At 74.8% G+C, this 21,532-nt stretch carries 7 protein-coding genes; 3 read left to right on the forward strand and 4 right to left on the reverse strand.

The window, feature by feature from the left end:
- Positions 1 to 17 precede the first annotated feature (17 nt).
- From ACFVIM_RS04450 to ACFVIM_RS04465, 4 genes are all read right to left on the reverse strand, one after another.
- A complete protein-coding gene (locus ACFVIM_RS04450) occupies positions 18 to 1,025 on the reverse strand; it encodes a 3-oxoacyl-ACP synthase (RefSeq protein ID WP_384298286.1) in 1,008 nt (335 codons plus the stop codon).
- Positions 1,026 to 8,150 carry an amino acid adenylation domain-containing protein gene (locus ACFVIM_RS04455; RefSeq protein WP_384298289.1) on the reverse strand — a complete coding sequence of 2,375 codons (7,125 nt, stop codon included), beginning with the start codon at positions 8,148 to 8,150 and terminating at the stop codon, positions 1,026 to 1,028.
- A gap of 14 nt (positions 8,151 to 8,164) precedes the next feature.
- A complete protein-coding gene (locus ACFVIM_RS04460) occupies positions 8,165 to 16,957 on the reverse strand; it encodes an amino acid adenylation domain-containing protein (RefSeq protein ID WP_384298292.1) in 8,793 nt (2,930 codons plus the stop codon).
- A 982-nt stretch (positions 16,958 to 17,939) separates the two neighbouring features.
- Complete coding sequence (locus ACFVIM_RS04465) at positions 17,940 to 18,593, reverse strand: ATP-binding cassette domain-containing protein (RefSeq protein ID WP_384298295.1); 654 nt, start codon at positions 18,591 to 18,593, stop codon at positions 17,940 to 17,942.
- A 711-nt stretch (positions 18,594 to 19,304) separates the two neighbouring features.
- On the opposite strand from ACFVIM_RS04465, the gene ACFVIM_RS04470 reads away from it, so the two are divergent.
- From ACFVIM_RS04470 to ACFVIM_RS04480, 3 genes are all read left to right on the forward strand, one after another.
- Positions 19,305 to 20,183, forward strand: a complete 879-nt coding sequence (locus ACFVIM_RS04470; RefSeq protein ID WP_384298297.1) for an MOSC domain-containing protein — start codon at positions 19,305 to 19,307, stop codon at positions 20,181 to 20,183.
- 95 nt (positions 20,184 to 20,278) lie between these two features.
- A complete protein-coding gene (locus ACFVIM_RS04475; protein ID WP_384298299.1) occupies positions 20,279 to 20,533 on the forward strand; it encodes a hypothetical protein in 255 nt (84 codons plus the stop codon).
- Between the two features lie 254 nt (positions 20,534 to 20,787).
- Entirely contained in the window at positions 20,788 to 21,408 is a 621-nt protein-coding gene (locus tag ACFVIM_RS04480; protein ID WP_384298302.1) for a choice-of-anchor C family protein, read from the forward strand.
- The last annotated feature ends 124 nt before the right edge of the window (positions 21,409 to 21,532 follow it).

Genomic DNA, 21,532 nt, shown 5'->3' on the forward strand with positions numbered 1-21,532 from the left:
GTCGGTCCTCCCGATGTCTACAGGCAGTGGGTGTGTTCGACTCCGTCGCCGATCTCCACCAGCAGCAGGCTCCACGCCGCCACCGGGCTCACATTGATCAGCACGGCCCGGTCCCCCTCGGCGATCTCCTTTCGCTCCAGGGATGTGTAGAGGTTCAGGAGGCAGTCGTTGGAACCGAGGTGGCCGTAGGAGCGCAGGTTCTCGTGACAGGCCGGAAGCAGCTCCACGGCCAGCGCGTCCTGGGTGAAGGCGAGCCCTCCGGCGGAGAGGTTCTGTCCGGCGAATCCGGCGATGTCGTCGACGCGCATGCCATTGCGGTCCAGCAGCCGCCGCAGCATTCCCCGCAGTCGGTTGCGGGACTCCACGGCCAGCCGGAAGGAGTACGTGGCGCGGCTCGCGCACTCCTCGCGCCAGGCGGCGAAGGGGCGGCCCCGGTACACGACGTGGAAGAGGTCCCAGTAGGAGCCGTTGGTCTCCTGGAGCACGTCGAGCACCCGCACCCGGCCGGTGCGGGCCAGGACCAGCGCCTGGCCGCTGTCGCCGTTCACGGTCACCGGGTCGCGGTAGCGGCCGGGCGTCGCCGGTTTGCTGCCGTGCGCCACCACGATATGGGCGGCTTCCGGATCGGCGGCGAGCAGTCCGCGTGCCGTGAGCAGTGCGGGGGTGAGGGAGGCGCAGCCGAGACCGCCCACGGTGAAGGTGAGCGCCCGTTCGGCGCCGAGTGCCTCCTGGAGCCGGGTCGCCTCCGAGGTCAGCAGCCTCTCGGGGGCCCGGGACTCGATGACGATCAGTGCGTCGATCTCCCCCGGGGCCAGCCCGGCTTCCGCCAGGGCCGCCCGGCCGGCGCCGAGGGCGAGGTCATGGTCGGTGAGCGTGTCATCGGCGCGGATCCGCTCGATCCCCAGGGCATCGAGGGTGGCCCGCTCCCGCGGGCCCAGGGTGGCGAGCTCCGGCAGCGCCGCCAGCGGCAACGGGTCCGGTGGCAGCTGCCAGGCGGCGGCCGAGACGGCGAGTGGGGCGGCCACTCACCGCTCCCCGGCGAGTTCGGCAAAGGCGGTGGCGAGGTGGTCGGCGAGCGCCTCCATACGGTCGCCGGGGAGCCGGTCGTCATGCGCGAGGTAGATGACCAGCTCCCCGTCGACGATCGCGCTGGCGACCACGATCGGTACGTACGCGAGAAGGGAGGGCTGCTCGACGATCAGTGGTTCGGAGCGGATCCAGGCGGGGCCGTCGCCGAGCCGCAGGGGCTCGCCCCCGGTGGACGTGTGCTCGACCAGCACCCGCGGCTCGGGGAGGGCGCGCAGCCGCTCGACGGCCGGGGTCCGGTCGCTGAGGTGGCGCAGGATGCCGTAGCCCACGCCGTCGTGGGGAACCGCGCGCAGCCGTTCGGCGACCTCGGGCAGGGCCTCGTCGGCCCGCGCTCCGCCGACCGGCAGCACCACGGGGAAGGCGTTGCTGAACCAGCCGAACGACCGGGCGCGGCCGTGCGGCCTGAAGACGTTGGTGGTCGCCTCGCCCACGGTCAGCAGATACGCGGCCGAGCCGCCCAGCCAGCGGCTCCAGGCGCAGGCGACGGCGGCCGTCGCGGCCTCGCGGCTCGGGGTGCCGCCCCCGAGGAGTGCGGGGGCCACCCGGCCCTCCGGCACGGTCCGTACCACCAGTCCCTGACGGCCCCGGCCGGAAGTCAGGGCCTCCGGGTGGTCCGGCGGTCCGGGTGCGGCGGCGCCCTCCGCCAGGACCGCCGTCCAGTAGGTGGCCTCGGCCGCGAGTTCATCGCTGGTGGCCATGGCGGCCAGATGACGGCTCCACTCGCCCCAGGCGCGGCGGCCGGGGTCCGCCGCGGTGCCCCCGGCGGTGCCGCGCAGTCCGGCGTTGAGGTCCTCCACCAAGGGCACGGCCGAGGTGTGGTCGTACGCGAAGTGGTGGACGATCAGCAGGAGCAGACCCGTGCGCGCCGGGCCCCGGTCGTAGAAGCGGACCCGGAGCATGGCCCCCCGGGCGGGGTCGATGTCCTTGCCCAGCGCTTCCTTGTCGGCGGCCAGGACCGCGAGGGTCGCCTCCTCGTCGAGCGCGGGCAGAACGGTGACGTCGAGGATGTCCTGGGGTGGGACGGCGGCCACCTCGATCCGGCGGCCGACGCTGTTGTGCCGGACCCGGTAGCGCAGCGGTTCATGGACGGCGACCAGGTGGGCGAGCGCGGTGCGCACGGTGTCGGAGCGGATGCCCGCGGCGACCTCCAGCACCTCGGCGACGACGAAGTCCCGGGCGCCGTCCTCGGCGTGCTCCAGCAGCGCGTGCATCAGCGGGGTGAGCGGCAGGGGGCCGCTGGGCGGTGGGGCCGACGGCGCGCCGGCCGCCGTGGGCCGCTCCGGGACCCGTACCGCGTGGGCGGCGAGTCCGCGCACGGTGGGCAGCCGGAGGACGTCGTGGGGGGTGAGGGTCAGCCCGGCCGCCTCGGCGCGGGCGGCGACGGCGACGCTCAGCACCGAGTCGCCGCCGATCGCGAAGAAGTCGTCGTCCGGCGCCACCGTGGCATGGCCGAGGAGTTCGCTCCAGATACGGCTGAGGACCCGTTCGGCCGCGGCGGCGTCCACCGCGCCGCCCTGGAGCGTCGGCCCGGGTGTGCGCACCGTCTCGGTCATCTCCACCATCCTCGTCTGGTCGGTCTTTCCGTTGGGGGTACGCGGCAGCCGCTCGTACGGGACGATCCGGCCGGGCACCAGGGGGGTGGGCAGTCGCTCCGCCACCCAGGCGATCAGTTCGGCCGCCGCCGGAAGCCGCTCCCCGGCCACATGGGCGACGAGCCCCGGCGCCCCGCTGGGCGCGGTGCCGGGCAGCACCGCCGCCTCGTGGACCGCCGGGTGGTCGAGCAGGGCGCGTTCGGTCTCGGCGGGTTCGACCCGGTGTCCCCGGATCTCCGTCTGCCGGTCGGCGCGGCCCAGGAACTCCAGTGAGCCATCGGCGGAGAGCCGGGCCAGGTCCCCCGTCCGGTACATCAGGGCTCCGGCGCCCGCGAAGGGGTCGGGGACGAACCGTTGGGCGGTCAGCGCGGCCAGCCGGTGGTAGCCGCGCCCCACGGCCACCCCGCCGACATACAGCTCGCCCTCCTCACCCGTGGTGCACGGCGCTCCGTCCGGGCGCAGCACGTACGCGCTGGTGTTGTGCACCGGACGCCCGATGGAGGGCGGTTGCGGGCTGCTGCCGGGGGGCACCTCCGCCCAGGTGGAGACCACCGTGCACTCGGTCGGCCCGTAGAGGTTCAGGACGCGGTAGGACACTCCCCCGGCGGGGCGGATCCGCAGCTTCTCCCCGCCGGTGGCCAGGACCCGCAGGCCCGGTGCGTCGAGGCCGGAGCCGAGGACGAGTTCGGCGAGCGGGGTCGGCATCATGGCCACCGTGATGCCCTCGCGGTCCAGCAGACCCAGCAGGTCCGCCGGGGTGCGCAGGGTGTCGTGGAGGATGTGCAGGGTCGCTCCGTGGTAGAGCGTGCCGAACGTCTCCAGCAGGGCGCCGTCGAAGCCCGGGGCGCAGAGCTGGGCCACCCGGTCGCCGGGAGCCAGCCCCGTCAGTTCGCCGTACCAGGCCAGCAGGTTGAGCAGACTGGCGTGGCCGATCTCGCAGCCGTGCGGAGTGCCGGTGGAGCCGGACGTGTGGGCGATGTACGCCAGGGGGCTGACCGCCGCCGGTTCCTGCGGCCGCGGATCGAGGGGGCGCGGGTCGAGGGGGCTTGGTGGCTGTGGGGCGGCGGGCGACGGGGGCCGTGAGGCGCCCGCGGAGGCGGGGCCGTCCGCCACGGCGGGGACGGTCCGGGTGGCGGGGGTGGGGAGCCGTACGCCCGGACCGGTCACGACGAGCGGGTGTGCCACCCGGCTCAGCAGGTCGGCGACGCGCGCCGGGGGCAGCGCCGGGTCGACGGGGACGAGGACGGCCCCGGCCTTGAGCACACCGAGCCAGCCGGCCACCAGCTCCACACCGCGCGGGACGACGACCGGGACGGGGGTGCCGGGGGTCACACCCGCGGCGACGAGCCGCCGCGCGAGGCAGGCGGCCAGCGCTTCGACCTCCCCGTAGCTGTGGGTGCGCCCCGTGGCGAGGTCGACGACCGCGGCCCGGTCCGGGTCCTCGGCGGCCCGGCGGGCCACCACGGCCGGTACGGGTTCGGCGGGCAGCGCGCGGACCGGGCCGCGCAGCACCGCGCTGCGCCCGGGAGGCGCCGCGCGCACGGGCTCCGACGCCGCCCCAACCGCCGTACGGGGTGCGTCGGCACGGCCCGTGCCACCGTGTCGCAGCGGCCGGTCCGGGGTCGCCACGACCTCCGCGGCGAGTTCCTGGAAGAGGGTCGCGAGACGCTCCATGCTGGACCGGTCGAACAGGGCGACGGCGTACTCCAGGTAGCCGATCATCGGACCGTCCGGCTCGTCGTTGAGGCCGATGGTCAGATCGACCTTGGCGGTGCCGGGGGCGATGCCGCCGAAGTTGACGCCACCGGGGACGAGTTCGAGGCCGGAGGAGTCCGGCAGGTGACGCGCCGTGTTCTGGTGGGTGTAGCAGACGGTGAAGAGGGGGTGCCGCGATGGATCCCGGCGTGGTGCCAGGTCGGCGACGATCTTCCCGAAGGGGATCTCCTCGTGGTCGAGGACCCCGGTCACGGTCTGTGCCGTGCGCCGCACCACCTCGCGGAAGGTCAGCCCGCCCTCGACCCGGGTACGGAAGGGCAGCACGTTGTTGAAGTAGCCGACCATGTCGTGGGTGTCGGGGTGGTAGCGGCCCGAGGTGGCGGCGCCGACCACCACGTCCTCGTGGCCCGCCCATCGGTGCAGCAGCACATTGACGACCGCCAGCAGGGTGACGAAGGGGGTCACCCCCTCCGCGCGGCTGAACTCCCTCAGCCCCCGGTCGACCGCGTCGGACAACGAGAACTCCAGCAGATCGCCCGCGTGGGAGACGGCCTCGGGGCGCGGCCGGTCCAGAGGGAGTTCGGCCGGCTCCAGTCCGGCGAGTCGATCGCGCCAGTACCGCAGGCCGTGCTCCATCCGCTCCGGGTCCAGCCAGCTCCGCTGCCAGGCGGCGAACTCCGCGTACCCCGCGGGAAGCCCGGGGAGCACGGCGGGGCGGCCGGTCCGGCGGGCGTCGTAGTACTCGGCGAGGTCGCGGAAGAAGACGGTGGGTGACCAGCCGTCGAAGACGATGTGGTGCCAGGTGCAGAGCAGCAGATGCTCCCGCTCGCCCAGCCGCAGCAGTGTGGTGCGCAGCAGCGGCCCGGTGGCCAGGTCGAAGGGCACGCGCGATTCCTCCTCGACCAGTCGGCGGGCCGCTTCCCCGGGGTCCGGGTGCCCGCTCAGGTCGACGGTGCGCGGCTCCGGCACGGGCGCGTCCAGCACGGCATGGGGTCGGCCCAGGTCCTCGGCGATCCGGGTGCGCAGGACGGTGTGCCGCCCGACCACGTCGCGCAGTGCCGCCCGCAGGGCGTCATGGTCGAGGTCGCCGTGGTGCCGCAGATCGCCGGGGATGTTGTACAGCGGCCCGAGCGGGGCGAGCCGGTCGAGGTACCACAGTTGCTCCTGGTTGTACGAGAGGGGGACGCGTTCCCCGGACGGCAGCGGCGGCAGGGGGGTGAACGCCTCGGCCCGGGCGGCGTCGCCGGATGCCCGCCGGGCGATGACGGCGGCCAGCGCGCGGACGGTGCGGTGCTCGTACAGGTCGGCGAAGGTGAGCCGGACGCCGAAGCGGGCGGTGGACTCGCGCAGCAGGGTGATGCCCGCGATGGAGGTGCCGCCGAGCGCGAAGTAGTCCGCGTCCGGGCCGATGCCGGGAACCTTGAGGATCCGTGACCAGAGGTCGGTGACCTGCTGGCGGAGACCGGCCTCGTCCCTGGTGGGCGGAGGCTCCTGCGCCGGGGGAGCCAGGCCCTGTCCTGGTGATCTCGTCGGGCCCGCGACGGCCGCCCGGACAGGGCCCGGGGCGGCCGGGTTCCCCTGGTCGGGCCGTGGGCGGTGCCGCTCCGGGGGGCGGTACCAGCAGGGGACGGGCGCGAAGGGATAGGTGGGGAGCGCGGCACGGCCCAGCCGCCGCCCCGCGTGGTGGCGCTCCCAGTCGAGATCGGCGCCCGCCTCGTACAGCCGGGCCAGGGCGGCCGGGACCCCGTCCGGACCGAGCAGCGGCAGGACGGTCAGTTCCGGGGCGAGTGCCCTGATGCGGCGGGACAGTACTCCGTCGCGCCCCAGCTCCACCAGGAGGGCGTCGTCGCGGATGAAGTCCTTGACCGCCCGGCGCAGTCCGTCCTCGTCGACGTCCGCCGTGAGCGCGGTCCCGGTGGCGTCGTGGAGGGCCCGGGCGGCGGTCGTGCGGCCGCGTACGACCGCGACCGCGAGGTTGCCGGGTCCGGAGCCGACCAGCCGGCCGGTGTCGAGGCCGAGGGAGCGGACGAGGTCGTGCAGGGCGAGCTGACGGATCAGCAGCGTCGCGGCGGTGCCGGGGCGGTCCTCCGCCCCGGGGCCGCCCGGGGCGAGGCGGTCCTCCGTGTCGGCGAGCGCGGGATGGTCGCCGCGCAGGGCCCGCCATGCCGTGTCATCGCTCTGGGCGACGTCGCCGTCGCCGGAGAGCAGGAGCACGACGGGTCGTGGGGCGGTGGCCGGGCGCTCGGGGACGGTCGCGGTACGGAGGGCGTCGGCCAGGGCGGCGTGCGACCGCGCGGCGAACGCCCGGCGCCAGGGGTGGTGGTCCCGTCCCCGGGTCAGGACGTGGGCGACGGTGGCGAGGTCGTGGTCCGTGGTGTCCAGGAAGTCGGCCAGCCCGCGCAGCGCGCTGCCGAGGGCCTCGGGGGTGGCGCCCGACACCGTGATGAGTTCCCCGGCCGGTCGGGGCGGGTCCGGTACGGGGGCCGGGGCGGGGGCCTCCTCGATGACCACGTGCACATTGGTGCCGGTCAGTCCATAGGAGCTGAGGCCAGCCCGGCGCGGCGTCCCGTCGGCCGGGGCGGGCCAGGGGCGGGCCTCGGTGTCGACCCGTACGGGACCCCCGGGGGCGAGCAGGGCGTGCGGGGTGCGGAATCCGGCGGTCGGGTACAGCGTCGTCTGCCGCAGCGCGCTGAGCACCCGGAACAGGCCCGCCATGCCGGCCGCGTGGTCCAGGTGGCCCATGGTGCCCTTGGCGCCGCCGATGGGCAGCGCGGCGGGGGCGCCACCGGCCGCTTCGACGGCCCGGCGCACCCCGGTCACCTCCGTCAGATCACCCAGCGGGGTGGCGGATCCATGGCACTCCAGATAGCCCGCCGACGCCACCGAGCCACCCGTTCCGTGCCAGGCCTCGGCGATGAGTCCGGCCTGTGCCTCATGGCTCGGCGCGCTCATGCTGGTGGCGCGGTAGCCGTTGTGGTTGACCGCGACACCACGGAGCACCGCGTGGATGTGGTCCCCGTCGGCCACGGCCGCGCCGAGCGGTCTCAGCAGGACGAACCCCCCGCCCTCGCCGCCCGCGGTGCCGTCGGCGTCGGCGTCGAAGGGGCGGCAGGTCCCGTCGGGCGACTCGACCCCGAGCAGCGGTTCATGGCCGGCCCGGGGCTGGAGCAGCACCTGGAGGCTGATGCCGCCCGCGATGGCCAGCTCGGCGCCGCCGCCGCGGAGCTGTTCGACGGCCAGGGCGAGCGCCGCCAGGCTTCCGCTACAGGCGGTGTCCACGACGAGGGCCGGGCCGGACAGGTCCAGCAGGTAGGCGACCCGCGCGGCGAGCGCGGCCGGGAGCGTGCCGAGGATCCGCTGGGGGTCCGCTTCCTCGATCAGGGTGGCGTACTCGGGCCGGGGGGCGCTGAGGATCACCGCCGTGCGGGTGCCGCGCAGGGAGCGCGGTGCCCGTCCCGCGTCCTCGATGGCCCGGTGTACGAGGTGCAGTGTCATGCGCTGGTGCGGGTCCATCAGTTCGGCCTCGCGCGGCGGGACGCCGAAGAAGTCGTGGTCGAACAGGTCGATCCGGTCGAGGTAGCCCCCGGGCAGATAGGCGGTGCCGGGGTCGCCCCCGGCGTGGCGGACCCGGTCCGGTCCTGGCGCGCCCAGCCGGGAGCGCCCGGAGCGGAGGATTCCGTGCAGGGTGTCGAAATCGTCGGCGCCGGGGAGGGCGAACGCCGCCCCGACGATCGCCACGGCTTCCTGTCCCATGTCGTCGTCCCGCCTCACAGTGCGTAGTCGTTCTCGGTGTCGGGGGAATCCGGGGTGTCTGTGCTGTCTGCGCTGCCTGCGCTGTACGAGGGTTCGGGCAGGGGTCGGCCGGGGGCGCCCGCTCCGGCCGTCCCGTCGTCGGACCGGGGTACGGCCGTCCCGTCACCGGACCGGGGTACGGAGCCGGAGGTGTGGTCGAGCAGGCGGGCCATCTCCGCGAGGGTGGAGTGCTCCAGCAGGGTGGCCACGGAGACGTCCGCCACGCCCAGCTCGGTCATCCGGCCGACGAGTTGGAGCAGGGTCAGCGAGGTTCCCCCGGCCTCGAAGAACTTCTCCCGGCGTCCGATCCGGTCCGCATCCCGGTCCAGCAGCCACGCCCACAGCCCGGCCATCGTCCGCTCGGCCCCGGCGCGGGCGGCCCCGTCCCCGGCGGGCGGGGCGCCGTGCGCGGTGACGGCGGCGCGCTCCAGGGCCCGGCGGTCCACCTTGCCCCGGTCGGTCAGCGGGAGCGCCCGGTGCCGGACGTACATCACGGGCACCATATGGGCGGGCAGCCTGCGGTCGAGGTGTTCCCGCAGGGCGGCGGGGGCCGGGGTGTGTGTCCCGGCCGGGACGACATGGGCCACCAACCGGCGCCTCTGGGCCTCCCCCACCGCCACGACCACGGCCCGCTCCACCTCGGGGTGGTCCGCCAGCTCGGCCTCGATCTCGCCGGGTTCGATCCGGAAGCCGCGGACCTTCAGCTGCTGGTCGGCCCGGCCGAGGAAGAGCAGCGCGCCGCCGGGCAGTCGGCGTACCAGGTCGCCGGTGCGGTACATACGCCGGCCCGGGGGCCCGTAGGGGCAGGCCGGGAACCGCTCCGCGGTGAGTCCGGCCCGGCCCCGGTACCCCCGGGCCAGTCCGATGCCCGTGAGGTAGAGCTCCCCGGGCACACCGTCGGGCACGGGTCGCAGTCCGGCGTCGAGCACGAGCACACCGGTGCCGGGTATGGGGGTGCCGATCGAGGGGTCCTCGGTGCCGTCCCCCGCCGTGAGCCGCTCGCTGACGGTGGCGCAGACGGTCGACTCGGTGGGTCCGTAGCCGTTGAACAGCCGGTGGTGGGTCGCCCAGCGGGCGGCCAGCCAGGCCGGGAGCCGATCGCCCGCACTGACCAGGACGCGCCCCGCGGGCAGGCTGTCGACGGGCTGCGCGGCGAGCACGGCGGGCGGCAGTGTCAGATGGGTGATGCCGTGCCGCGTGACGGTGCGGGCCAGGACGGCACCCGCCCGCAGCTCGTCCTCCGGCACGACGACCAGGGTGGCGCCGGAGCACAGGGTCGGCACGACCTCCCAGACGGCGGCGTCGAAGCCGACCGAGGCGAACCGCAGGACCCGGTGGCCCGGGCCGACCCCGGCGCCCCGGGCCGCGGCGACCATACCGGTGATCCCCCGGTGGGTGACGACCGTGCCCTTGGGCGCACCCGTGGAACCCGATGTGTAGACCATGTAGGCGGCGTTCTCCGGTCGCGTCCGGGACGGCGGCGCGGTGCCGGGCAGCCGGGCGAGGGACGCCGCGTCGTGGTCGAGCGCGAGCACCGGAATCCCCGCCGGGCACCAGGGGGCGCCGTCCACCGCGTCGGTCAGCAGGAGCGCCGCGTCGGCGTCCGCCAGCATCCCGGCGAGGCGGTCAGCGGGGTGCGCACGGTCCAGCGGCAGGTGCACCCCGCCCGCCTTGACCACCCCCAACAGGGCGATGACCTGGTCGGCGCCCCGGGGCAGCGCCACGCCGACGACCGTCTCGGGGCCGACGCCCCGGCTGATGAGATGGTGGGCCAACCGGTTCGCCCTGCCGTCGAGTTCCGTGTAGTCGAGGATCCGTCCCGCCGCCTCGACCGCTGGCGCGTCGGGGGTCCGCGCGGCCTGCTCGGCGAAGAGGTCGTGCAGGCGACGGGCCGTCGGCGTGGGCGAACCCACCCCGGCCGGGTGATCGGCCACCGTGAGGGTGCCCACCCGCCGGGCCGGGTCCGCCGTCAGCGCGTCCAGCAGTCGCCGCAGCCGGTCGGAGAGCCCGCGCGCGGTGTCCGTGGTGTACAGGTCGCGGTCGTACCGCAGGTCGAGGGCGAACCCGTCGGCCGTGTGCACGAAGAGGGTGAGCGGGTTCTCGGTGGCGTTCTCGGTCCGCAGTCCGGTGAGCCGGGGGACGTCGGCAGCGGTGGCGTCCGGCACGTCGGGCACGTCGGGCACATTGTCCAGGGCCACGGCGGTGTGGAACAGCCGCGTCCCAGGCGGCAGCGCGGTGTGGCGGTGCTGCTCGGCGAGCGGGAGGGTGTCGTACTGACGGGCCTCGGCCTGCTCCCGCTGGAGGGCGCGCAGCCAGTCGAGCACGGTCGCGCGGTCGTCGACACGTACCCGTACCGGCAGGGTGTTGACGAGCAGCCCGATCATCGACGGCGCCCCGGGGGGCTCGGTGCCCCGGTGGGCGACCGTGCCGCCGAACACCACGTCGTCGGTCCCGGTGTGACGGGCCAGCAGCAGCGCCCACGCGGCCTGTACCAGGGTGTTGAGGGTGAGGCCACCGCGCCGGGCGAACGCCCGGAGGCGCCGTTCCGCGTCCGGCGTCAGCAGCGTGGTACGGACCGCGCTGTGGCGTACCCGGTGGCCCGTCGGCGGTGCGTCGGCGAGGGGCAGCGGGGTCGGGCCGGTGAACCCGGCGAGCGCGGACCGCCAGTACGCCCGGGCCGGTTCCTGGTCGCGGCCGGCGAGCCAGTCGACGTACTCGCTGAAGGGCCCGCGCTCCGGAAGCTCGGGGGCGCGACCACGAGCGAGCGCGGCATGGGCGCGGAGCACATCGGCGATGACCTCCGTGAGGCTCCACCCGTCGAGGAAGAGGTGGTGGCAGTCCCAGAGCAGCCGCACCTCCGTGTCGGTCACCCGGACGACGGCGAGCCTCATCGGCACCTCGCGGCACGGGTCGGGCAGGGTGTCCGCGGTCTCCTCGACGAGCCGGTCCCAGCGCGCGCGGCGGTGCCGCGCGGGGAGCGTACGCCAGTCGTGGTGGGTGATCGGGACGTCGGCGAACGGCCGTACCCGCTGCACCGCCGGGGCCGCGCCCCGCAGTTCGACGCCGCTGCGCAGCGCGGGTGTCCTGGCCACGACGTACCGCCAGGCCCGGGCCAGCACCCTGGGCGCGGTGATGCCCGTGAGGGTGAGGGTGACACGTCGGGCGTAGGGGTCCTGTCCCTGACCGGCCGCCAGGGTATGGAAGAGCAACCCCTGCTGAAGCGGCGTCAGCGGATACGTCTCCGGCTCGGGGCCCGGGCGCGGCGTGGACGCCGGAATCGGCACCGAGCCCGGAATCGACGCATCACCCGGTTCCGGCGCGGAGGCCGTCCCCGGCACCGGCCCCCCTCGCGGCGCGTCCGCCGGTCCCGGCACCGACCCCGGACGCGGCGCGTCCGCCGGTCCGCCCGGCACGACCGCCGGGGCCGCCCCGGCCCGTGGAATATCACCCCACGGGACATCGGCACCGGAACCACCGGCCGGGGCGCGCGGCCCGGCCTCCCCGGGGACCGGCGGGACGGAGTCGGTGCGGCGGGACGCCAGCGCCTGGGCCAGGGCGCGGACCGTCGGATGGGTGAAGACGTCCTTCGGTGTCAGGGACAGACCCACCTCGCGGGCCCGGGCCACGAGCCGCAGCGTGTTGATGGAGTCACCGCCGAGGGAGAAGAAGTCCTCGTCCGCGCCGACCCGTTCGATACCGAGCACGGCGGCCCACACATCCGCCAGAACGCCCTCGACACCGCTCTCCGGTCCGGTGCGGGGACCATGCCCGGCCGTCATCCGGGGTGGCGCGGGCAGCGCCCGTACGTCGACCTTGCCGCTGCGGTTGAGCGGGAAGGCGTCCAGGACGACGAAGTGCGACGGCACCATGTAGGCGGGCAGCAGGCCGCCGAGGTGGCCGCGCAGCCGGGGGGCCGGGGGGATCGTCCGCCCGGGCCTGGGCACCAGGTGGGCCACCAGCCGTGGGGGCGCGTCCGGGTCGGCCGCCGGGGTGCGCGCGGTCACCACGGCCTCGGCCACATCGGGGTGGGTGGCCAGGGCGGCCGTGACCTCACCGGTCTCCACCCGGTAGCCACCGATCTTCACCTGACCGTCCACGCGTCCGAGGAAGTCGAGGGTCCCGTCGCGGTGTCGGCGGGCCAGGTCCCCCGTCCGGTACATACGGCTTCCGGGAGGGCCCCAGGGGTCGGGCAGGAAGCGTTCCGCGGTGGCGGCGGGACGGCCCCGGTACCCACGGGCCACTCCGGCTCCGCCGATGTACAGCTCCCCGGGCACTCCGGCGGGCAGGGGCCGCAGCGAGGCGTCGAGGACGTAGCAGACACTGCCACGCACGGGTGTGCCGATGGGGACGCGCGGTCCGGCCGGGGGCGGCCCGGGCCGGGGCAGCCGGTGGACCGTCGTGGCCATGGTGGTCTCGGTGGGGCCGTACGCGTTGGCGAACGGGGCCACCGCCTGCCAGGCGCGCGCCATCGGCACCGGGCACACATCGGCGCCCGCGCACACCAGGTCCAACTCCGGCAGGGCCGCCGGGTCCAGCGCGGCGAGCAGCGCCGGGGTCAGCATCATGATGGTCACACCGTCCCGCCCGACGCGTGCGGCGAGCCGGTCGGGGGCGTCGTCCCCGGGCTGGGAGATACAGAGGGTCGCCCCGTTCAGCAGGGGCATCAGGACCTGCCAGATGCCGCCGTCGAAGGCGAGAGGCAGATGCTGGAGCATCCGGGCGCCGGGCTCAAGACCGAGGCTGCCCCGGCTGTCCGCGGCGAGGTTGCACACACCCGCGTGCGGAACGAGTACGCCCTTGGGGCGACCGGTCGAACCCGAGGTGTAGACCGCGTACGCGAGGTTCTCCGGACGGACGGGCACGGCGGGCCCGGTGGCGGGGTGGCGGTCCACGAGCGCGCGGTCGGCGGGGAGGGCGAGGCGTGCGACATCGGCGGGGAGCCGCTCCAGCAGGGGCAGGTGGTGCCGCTCGGTGAGCACCAGGCGCGTACCGCTGTCGACGACGATCTCCGCGAGCCGGCCGGCCGGCTGGCCCGTGTCCAGGGGGAGGAAGGCGCCGCCCGCCTTGAGGACGGCGAGGAGGGCGACGATCAGCTCGGGACCACGGTCCAGACAGAGCCCGATCAGGGCCTCGGGCCCGACCCCGCGGGCGGTGAGGTGGTGGGCCAGCCGGTCGGCCCGGGCGTCGAGTTCTCCGTAGTCGAGCCGCTGGTCACCGCTGATCACGGCCGTCCGGCGGGGATCGCGCCGCGCCTGGTCCGCGAACACCTCGTGGATGGTGCGGTCATGGTCGGCGGCCGGTCCGCCGGAGGCGTGGGCGGTCAGGGCGCGGTGCTCCTCGGCGGTGAGGAGCGGCAGCCGGGCGGTGCGGGCTCCCGGGTCGGCCGCGATACCGGCCAGCAGGACACACAGCCGCCGCGCGAGGGCCTCGACGGTCTCCCGGTCGAACACCTCGGCGTTGTAGAGGAAGTCGGCGCGCATCCCTCCGGCGGCGTCCTCCTGGAACTCCACCGTGAGGTCGAAGGGGACCGCCACCACCGGGACCTCGACCTCGCTGACGGTGAGGGAGGCGAACCGCCGGGCGCGGGACGGGGTGTTCCGCATGACGACCATGGCCGGAATCCAGGGGGTGCGGTCGGCGTGGCGCTCGGGCGCCAGGGCCTCCACGACCCGGTCGAAGGGGAGCGCGCCATGGGTGACGGCGTCGAGGAGTGTGTCGCGCACCTGGTCGACCAGATCGGTGAAGGGCCGGGTCTCGTCCACCCGGGTGCGGATGACGACGGTGTTGACGAGGAATCCGACGAGGTCGTCGGTGTCGGGGTCGTCACGGCCCGCGAGCACCGTTCCCACGGCGGTGTCGTGCTGTCCGGTATGGCGGGCCAGCAGCACCTGGCAGGCCGCGAGGAGGGTGGTGAACAGGGTGCCCCGGTGGGTGCGCCCGAGGTCGCGCAGTCGCTCGGTGACCGGGCGCGGGACGGTGGTGCGGACGACCGCGCCGGTACTGCCGGTGTCCGGCCGCCGGGGCCGGTCCAGCGGGAGCTCCTTCGGGGAGAGCCCGGCGAGGTGCTCGCGCCAGTGGTCGAGCTGGATCCGCTCCCGCTCCGCGTCACGGCCCGGCGGATGGGGCTCGCCACCGTCCCCGTACGGCGTCGGGAGTGCGCTGAGGCGGGCCGTCGTTCCGGTGGTGGCCGCCGTGTAGAAGGCGCCGAGGTCGGCCATCAGCACCTCGTACGACCAGTCGTCGGTGATGAGGTGGTGGGTGGTCAGGCTGACGACGTGGTCGTCCGGGGCCAGCCGGATCAGCCGGGGGCGCAGCGGGGGCGCCGCGTCCAGCGCGAAGGGGCGGCGCAGGTCCCCGGCCAGCAGCTGGTCCAGCGCCCGGTTCCGGGCGTCCGCGGGCACGGCGGTGAGGTCGGTGCGGTCGAAGGCCACCGGCGCCGGGGGGTGGACGATCCGGCGTCCGTCATCGTCCTCGCCCATGGCCTCGAAGGTGGTGCGCAGGGCGTCGTGCCGGGCGACGAGCAGGGTGAGGGCCCGTTCGAGGGCCCGGGTGTCCAGCGGGCCGGTCAGCCGCAGGGCACCGCCCACGGCGTACTCGGCGCTGGGGGCGTAGTGGTGCTGGAACCACAGCCGGCGCTGGAGCGGGGTGAGGGGGAGTTCCCGGCGACCACTCGGAGCGGATCCGCGCACGGTGGGCGCCGGGGCCGGATCGGATGCCCCGGGAACCGTGGACGCGGGTTCCGCAGCGGATCCCCCGCTCACCGTGGACGCCGGATCCGCAGCGGATCCCCCGCTCACCGTGGACGCCGGATCCGCAGCGGGACCCGGGCCCGCCTCCGGTGCGCGGCGCGGGTGCCCGCCGGAGGTGGCGCTCGGGTTCATCCGTGGGGCGGCCGGAGCCCCCTGGCCGGGCGGGACGTTCCGGATCAGGGCGGCGACGGTCCGGTGTTCGAAGAGATCCCGCAGGGTCAGGTCGGTGTGGAGGGCGGCCCGGGCGCGGGCGGCGGCCCGCAGCGCGAGCACCGAGTCACCGCCGAGGGCGAAGAAGTCCTCGTCGGCACCGACGCCGTCGACGCCGAGGACGTCGGACCAGATCTCGGCCAGGGTCCGTTCGGCACCGGGCGCGGGTGCGCGGCCCGATGCTCCGGGGGAGGTGGGGCGCGGCGGAGCGGGCAGCGCCCGGCGGTCGACCTTGCCGTTCGGGAGGGTGGGCAGGCGGTCGAGGGCGACCAGCACGGCGGGCCGCGCGGGGGCCGGTAACCGCTCGGCGAGGAAGGCGCGCAGGATCTCGGTGTCGAGCGGCCGCGGCCCGCTGGGCACCACGTACGCCACGAGGCGGGTGTGGTCGGCGGACCGGTGCGCGATCACGGCGGCGGCGGCCACCGACGGATGGCGTACCAGGGTGCCCTCGACCTCTCCGGTCTCCACCCGGAAGCCACGGATCTTGACCTGGTCGTCGGAGCGGCCGAGGAACTCCAGCTCTCCGTCCGGGCGCCGTCGCGCGAGATCTCCGGTCCGGTAGAGACGGCCGCCGGGGGTCCAGGGGTCGGGGACGAACCGCTCGGCCGTGATCCGGGGGCGTCCGTGGTACCCCCGGGCGACGCCGAGCCCGCCGATCCACAGTTCGCCGGTCGTGCCGTCGGGCACGGGGTGGAGCGCGGCGTCCAGGACGTACACGGTCGTCCCGGGCAGGGGGTGGCCGATCGGCACATAGGTGCTGGTGCTCAGGCCCGGCCCGGCGGTCGGCGGGAACAGACAGGAGTCCATGGTGGTCTCGGTGGCGCCGTAGGCGTTCACGACCCGTGTGCCGGGCCCGAGCAGGGGGAGCAGTTCGCGGCAGTCCTCGGTCAGCCAGCCCTCCGAGCCGACGGAGAGCAGCCGGAGCGTGGGCAGGGTGCGTCCGCGGGCCGCCGCCTCCCGTCCGAGGGCCTTGGCCAGACTGGGGACGAGTTCAATCGCGTCGGCCCCGGTGGTCTCCAGCAGGTCGAGCAGCCGGCCGGGGTCGGTGACGGCGTCCTGCGGCGCGATGACGAGGGAGCCGCCGGCGAAGACGGAGCGCAGCAGATCGGCGAGGAACAGGTCGACGGAGAGGCTGGTGACGGAGAGCAGGCGCGGAGGTGCCGCGCACAGACCGTGGAGCCGGTCCCAGGCGGTGAACACGGCCAGCAGGTTGCGGTGTTCGACGACGACGCCCTTGGGTGTGCCGGTCGAACCGGAGGTGTAGATCAGGTAGGCGGCGGAGCGCGGATCGGTCCGGCCCGCCGGGGACACCGGCTCCGGACGGTCCGCTGGCTCGGTTCCGCCGCCGTTGCCGCCGGTTCCGCCGGTTCCGCCCGTTGTGTCTCCGTCCAGCGGCACCTCCCGTACGCCGTCGAGGGGCGGCGGACCGCTGCGGCCGGAGCCGGTGACGACGAGCCCCATCCCGGAGTCGGCGGCCATCCAGGCGAGCCGGGCGCGCGGGTAGGCCGGATCGAGCGGTACGAAGGCGCCGCCCGCCTTCAGGATGGCGAGGACCCCGATGGCCATGTCCGGGTCGCGCTCGACGAGGAGACCCACCAGGCTCTCCGGTCCGACGCCGTGGCCGACCAGCCGCCGGGCCGCGGCCGTACTGCGCCGGTCCAGTTCGGCGAAGGTCAGTGCGGACATTCCGTGCTGGATCGCGGTGGCGTTCGGGTCGCGCGCCACCTGGGACGCGAAGACATCGAGGATCGTACGGGCCGCGCCCGCGGCCGTCGTCGGGGTGCTCCGCCCCGTGGCGGGGGTGGTCATGCCGCCTCCCGGTCCCGCGTCCGCGCGTTCCCGGGGCGGACGTGGTGGCTCCGGGGGGCGCGCTCCGGGCCGCGGACCCGGAATCCCGCGGCCCTACGACGGCTATGGGGCAGGTCCCTGGGGTCGGTCAGGTCCTGGTCGCCGTCGCGCGGGTCGACGCCGCGGCAGAGCGGGGCCCCACAGGCACGCGGCCCTGGCCAGGTGCGGTCGGGCGGCCCGATCGGCTCGCGGGGGAGGTACTTCCGCCACGGCACCGGGCTCGGCCGCCGCACTCCGCCACCGGCTCCGGGCCGTCCGCGGGGCGGTGCCGTCGGTGATGGGTCCATTGCTCCTCCACAGCTCTCTCCGGGCGGCGCCCGGGGCGGCATCGCGGTGTGATGGCGGGGGTGGCGAGAAGGGCGGGCCCGCACCGGCGATGGGGGACGCGCGGGACCCCGGGTGAGTGGGGCGGGAGAACCGCGTTCCCTCTCGGTGGCTCGTCACGCGCCATGGAACGGGGTGGGCGACTCGCTGCCGGTACGCCAGGGAGCACCGCGTCGTACGCGTACGGAGATCAGCGCCGCTGATGGATGCCGCCCTTGTGGGGCGGTTACAGATTGCCCCTCACCGGGAACGGGCCGCCATGTCTTTAAGGCGACGTGAAATATGCCTGACCAGTGGGACCGGGCCGCGAGGACGCCATCGAGTCAGCGGTCTCCGCACGACACGAAGCCAAGGTGCCTGACAACGGGGTGGGCACTCCGACCGGCTAGGTCCCGGCTCGGAGCGAACGGCTCAGGGATCGCGCGGCACCCGCCGGAGCGGCCAGGGCTTCCGATCGCTCGCCGTCCCATGCCCCGGCCCGGGCGACGGCGGCGCCCACCGGACCGGCACGGGAAGGCACCAGGGCTCGCTCATTCAACACCGCACCCGGCAGGACGAGTTAAGGAATCACCGGAGTGGGGTGCCACCGCTGAGGTGCGCACCGGAAGGCAGGAGTGTGTCAGTCTCGGACGCCGACACGGGCCCCGCACGCGGCGATCCGGCCCGGCGCGGCTCCGGCGAGGGCATCGACGATGCGGCCGTCCTTGAGGAAGAGGACCACATCGGCCTGGGCCGCGACCACGGCATCGCCGGTCACCATCACCACGGCCAGGCCCCGCTCGGTCACCATCTCGCGCAGCGCGACGGCCCGTTCCCGCTCGCCACCGTCCCCGAGGGACACCGGCTGGTCCACCACCAGCAGATCCGGCTCTTCGGCGAGCGCCTCCATCAGGGTCTCCCGCCACGCCCGCGCCACGATCGCCGAGCCGTCCGGCTCCGGGCCTGAGCCGACCAACACCCTCCCGGAACACCCCTCGGCCCACCACACCGTCCCGGAGACCGGCCGCACATCGCCCGTGAGACAGCGCGCCAGTGTCGCCTTCCCCGAGGCAGGGCCGCCCATCACCGCCAGGAAACTCCCCGGCCGTATCCCGAGGTTCACCCCCCGCAGCGCGGGCACGCATCCGTTCCCGGTACCGCCTGTGACGACGTCGTCCAGTCGGCCAAGGAGCCTCGCGTCTTCGGCGTCCTCGGCGTCCTCGGCGCCCGCGAGGTCATCGAAGTACCGCGCCTGGTCCGTGTCGTCGCCCATGAAGTCCATCTCACCTCGCACGCTTCCGCTCCTCCCCGGCTACCACACGAGACGCGGTCACGCCAGCCTCGGTGACGGCGAGTGTAGGGCCTCGCCTTCCGGGCGAGCCGGGGCAGGCCGGGCTCTTGACCCAACGTTTCCCTCCCGCGCCAGGGCCCCGCGGAGCGATCGACGCTCACCGTGGCCGGCGGTGGAAACGCCGCAGGCCGTAGAGGAGCGGGGCGTGGTCGGTCCGCCGGGTGGCACGGCTGACGTGTCCGTACACCGCGGTGTGATCGCCGACGCGCCGGGCGAGGACCACCGCGCAGTCCGCGTTGGTGTGGGCGTCGCCGTGATCAGGGGCGGTGTGTGGACGCTCCGGCCGGGTCCTGGATACGCTCGGCCGGGACAGGGCCGCGGTCCAGGTCGGGGGCGGGCAGGACGGCGCTCCAGGTTCGGGTGTTGGCGGTGGTCTCAGGTGTGCCGACGGTGGTCGAGGTGGTGCCACCGGCGCTGAACACCGCGCCGCGCGGTGCGCGGTCGACGCGGCACACCCGGAGGCCACGCCGACCCGGACCGCGTGTCCCGGCCGGTGATCCGGTTCTCGCCGAGGCGGAGTCCGGCCACCGGCCATGTGGGCCGGGCGCTCCTCACGGGCTGATCCCCAGGGTGGTGGGGATCGCCCTGATACCGATGGCACCACCCCACCAGCACCGGCGTTCTCAGAGGGCCGCCGACCGAAGGAGACGCCGGATGGCCTACGTCACCGATCTGATCTGCTACCCCGTCAAGGGGTGTGCGGGTACGTCGACAAGCGACGCGCACCTCACCCTGGCCGGCCTCGCGCACGACCGCAGCTTCATGGTCATCAGCGAGGACGGGGTCTATCGCACCCAGCGCCACCACCCCCGGCTGGCCCTGATCCGGCCCGCCGTCAGCGCCGACGGCACACGACTGACGCTCGACTCGGCCGACGGCACGACCCGTTACGGCACCGTGTGCCTCGATGTGACCACGTCCGCGCCGCGCCGTGACGTCGAGCTGTTCGGCGCCGCCTTCCAGGGGATCGACCAGGGTGACACCGTCGCCGCCTGGCTCTCGGAGGTGCTCGGCACCCCAAGCCGTCTCGTCCGCGTGCCGCCGGAGCACGACCGGGTCACGCAGGGACTGACCCCTGGCCGCGCCGGCTATGCCGACAGCGGCGCCGTGCACCTGCTGTCCCGTGCCTCGCTCACCCTGCTCAACCGGCGGATGTCCGAACGTGGCGCCCCTCCCCTGCCGATGAACCGTTTCCGTCCGAACATCGTCGTCGACGGTCCGGGCGGTCACCGTCCCGACAGCGACGGCGGCGACTGGGCGACCGTCCCGCACGCCGAGGACCGCGCCCGCCATGTCATCATCGGCGGCGCCCAGTTGGGCTATGCCAAGCTCGCGGCGCGCTGCGCGGTCACCCTGGTGGAGCAGGAGGCCGGAGCGCGGCGGGGGCCGGAGCCCCTGCGCACGCTCGCGGAGTACCGGCGAGCGGCGAGCGGGGGCGTGGTGTTCGGCGCGAAGTTCTCCGTGATACGGCCGGGAAAGCTGTCGGTCGGCGACGAGGTGGTCATCCAGGAGTGGGGCGACACCGAATGCTGAGTACACCTGCCGATACCGGACGGTGAGTACACCTGCCAACGCCGAACACTGAGTACACCTCCCGACACCGGGCGGTGAGGACGCCGCCTCGGGCCATGCCTTCCACGATGCCCTCCCTTCCCGGGCCGCCGTCAGTTCCGCTCCGGCCCGTCGGCACCGCCGGAGCCACGGCCGGACCGCCGCGTCGCCGGAACGGGTTCCGTGACGGTTCGAGCACGGGACCGCTCCACTCGTACGATGTCCGAGGCTGTGCGGCCGAGGCCGCCGCCATCGCCCTGACCGGCAGGTATGACGCCTCCCTCGCGGCCTGGGTCACCCCCGAGGGCGCACGGCGCATCGGTGAGCGCTGAGGGTGGGATGAGCGCTGTTCCGCGCCCATAGGCGCCGCTCGGGCCGGCGCACAGTGCCTCCACCCGGAGGTACGGGCCGCCGTAGCCTGAACCGTCGGCTACCGACCGGTGAGGCGCGACCCCAGGGCGTGTCTGATGGATCGTCACGATCCCGCCTGGCCCGCGACGCCCTCCGGGCGGACGGCGCCATGGTGACGACATGGCCTGGGAGCGCGAGAACCTGACCGTCCCGTCCACTTCTCCGGGAGAGCCCCTTGTTCTCATTACGTGTCCCCGCCGCAGCCATAGCCACGGCCGCCCTGCTGGCCGGTGCCGGTGTCAGTTCCGGGGCGGCGGCGTCGGCGCCGCCCGCCAACCGCTTCCACGACGGCAGTTTCGAGTACCCCAGGGCACCCGCCAACCTCTTCACCCCGTACTTCCCGGGTCAGGACATCGGCCCGTGGTCCGTGACCCTCGGGGCGGTGGACCTGATCGGCGCGGGCACCTGGCAGGCCGCCGAGGGCGACCAGTCCATCGACCTCAACGGCACCAGTGCCGTGAGCCAGACCTTCACCACCACTCCCCGCGCCGCCTACACGGTCACCTACGCGCTCGCCGGGAACCCGACCGGCGCGACCCCGGCCGTGAAGACGGGCAAGGTCCTCATCGACGGTCAGGAGTTCCAGGACTTCTCCTTCGATGTCACCGGCACCACCTACGCGGCCATGGGGTACGTGCGCCGTCAGTTCACGTTCGTGGCCGGCTCAGCCGCCACGACCATCGCCTTCGTCAGTACCACGGGCCCGACGGCGCCCAACGGCCCGGTGATCGACGACGTCTGTATCGAGCGCAAGGCCCCCTTCTGCCCGTCGTGCTCGTCCCGCGCCGACAGCTGACGGACGGGAGCGGGCCCCGCTTCCGTACCCGCCCCGGATCCGGCGGAGCTTGAGCTCGGCGCGGGTTCGACGGGCACCCACGCGGCCGGGCCCGGGGGACCGGGCGGCCTCCTCGGTGCGCGGT

This window comes from Streptomyces sp. NPDC057638 (genome assembly GCF_042800315.1).
Taxonomy (GTDB): domain Bacteria; phylum Actinomycetota; class Actinomycetes; order Streptomycetales; family Streptomycetaceae; genus Streptomyces.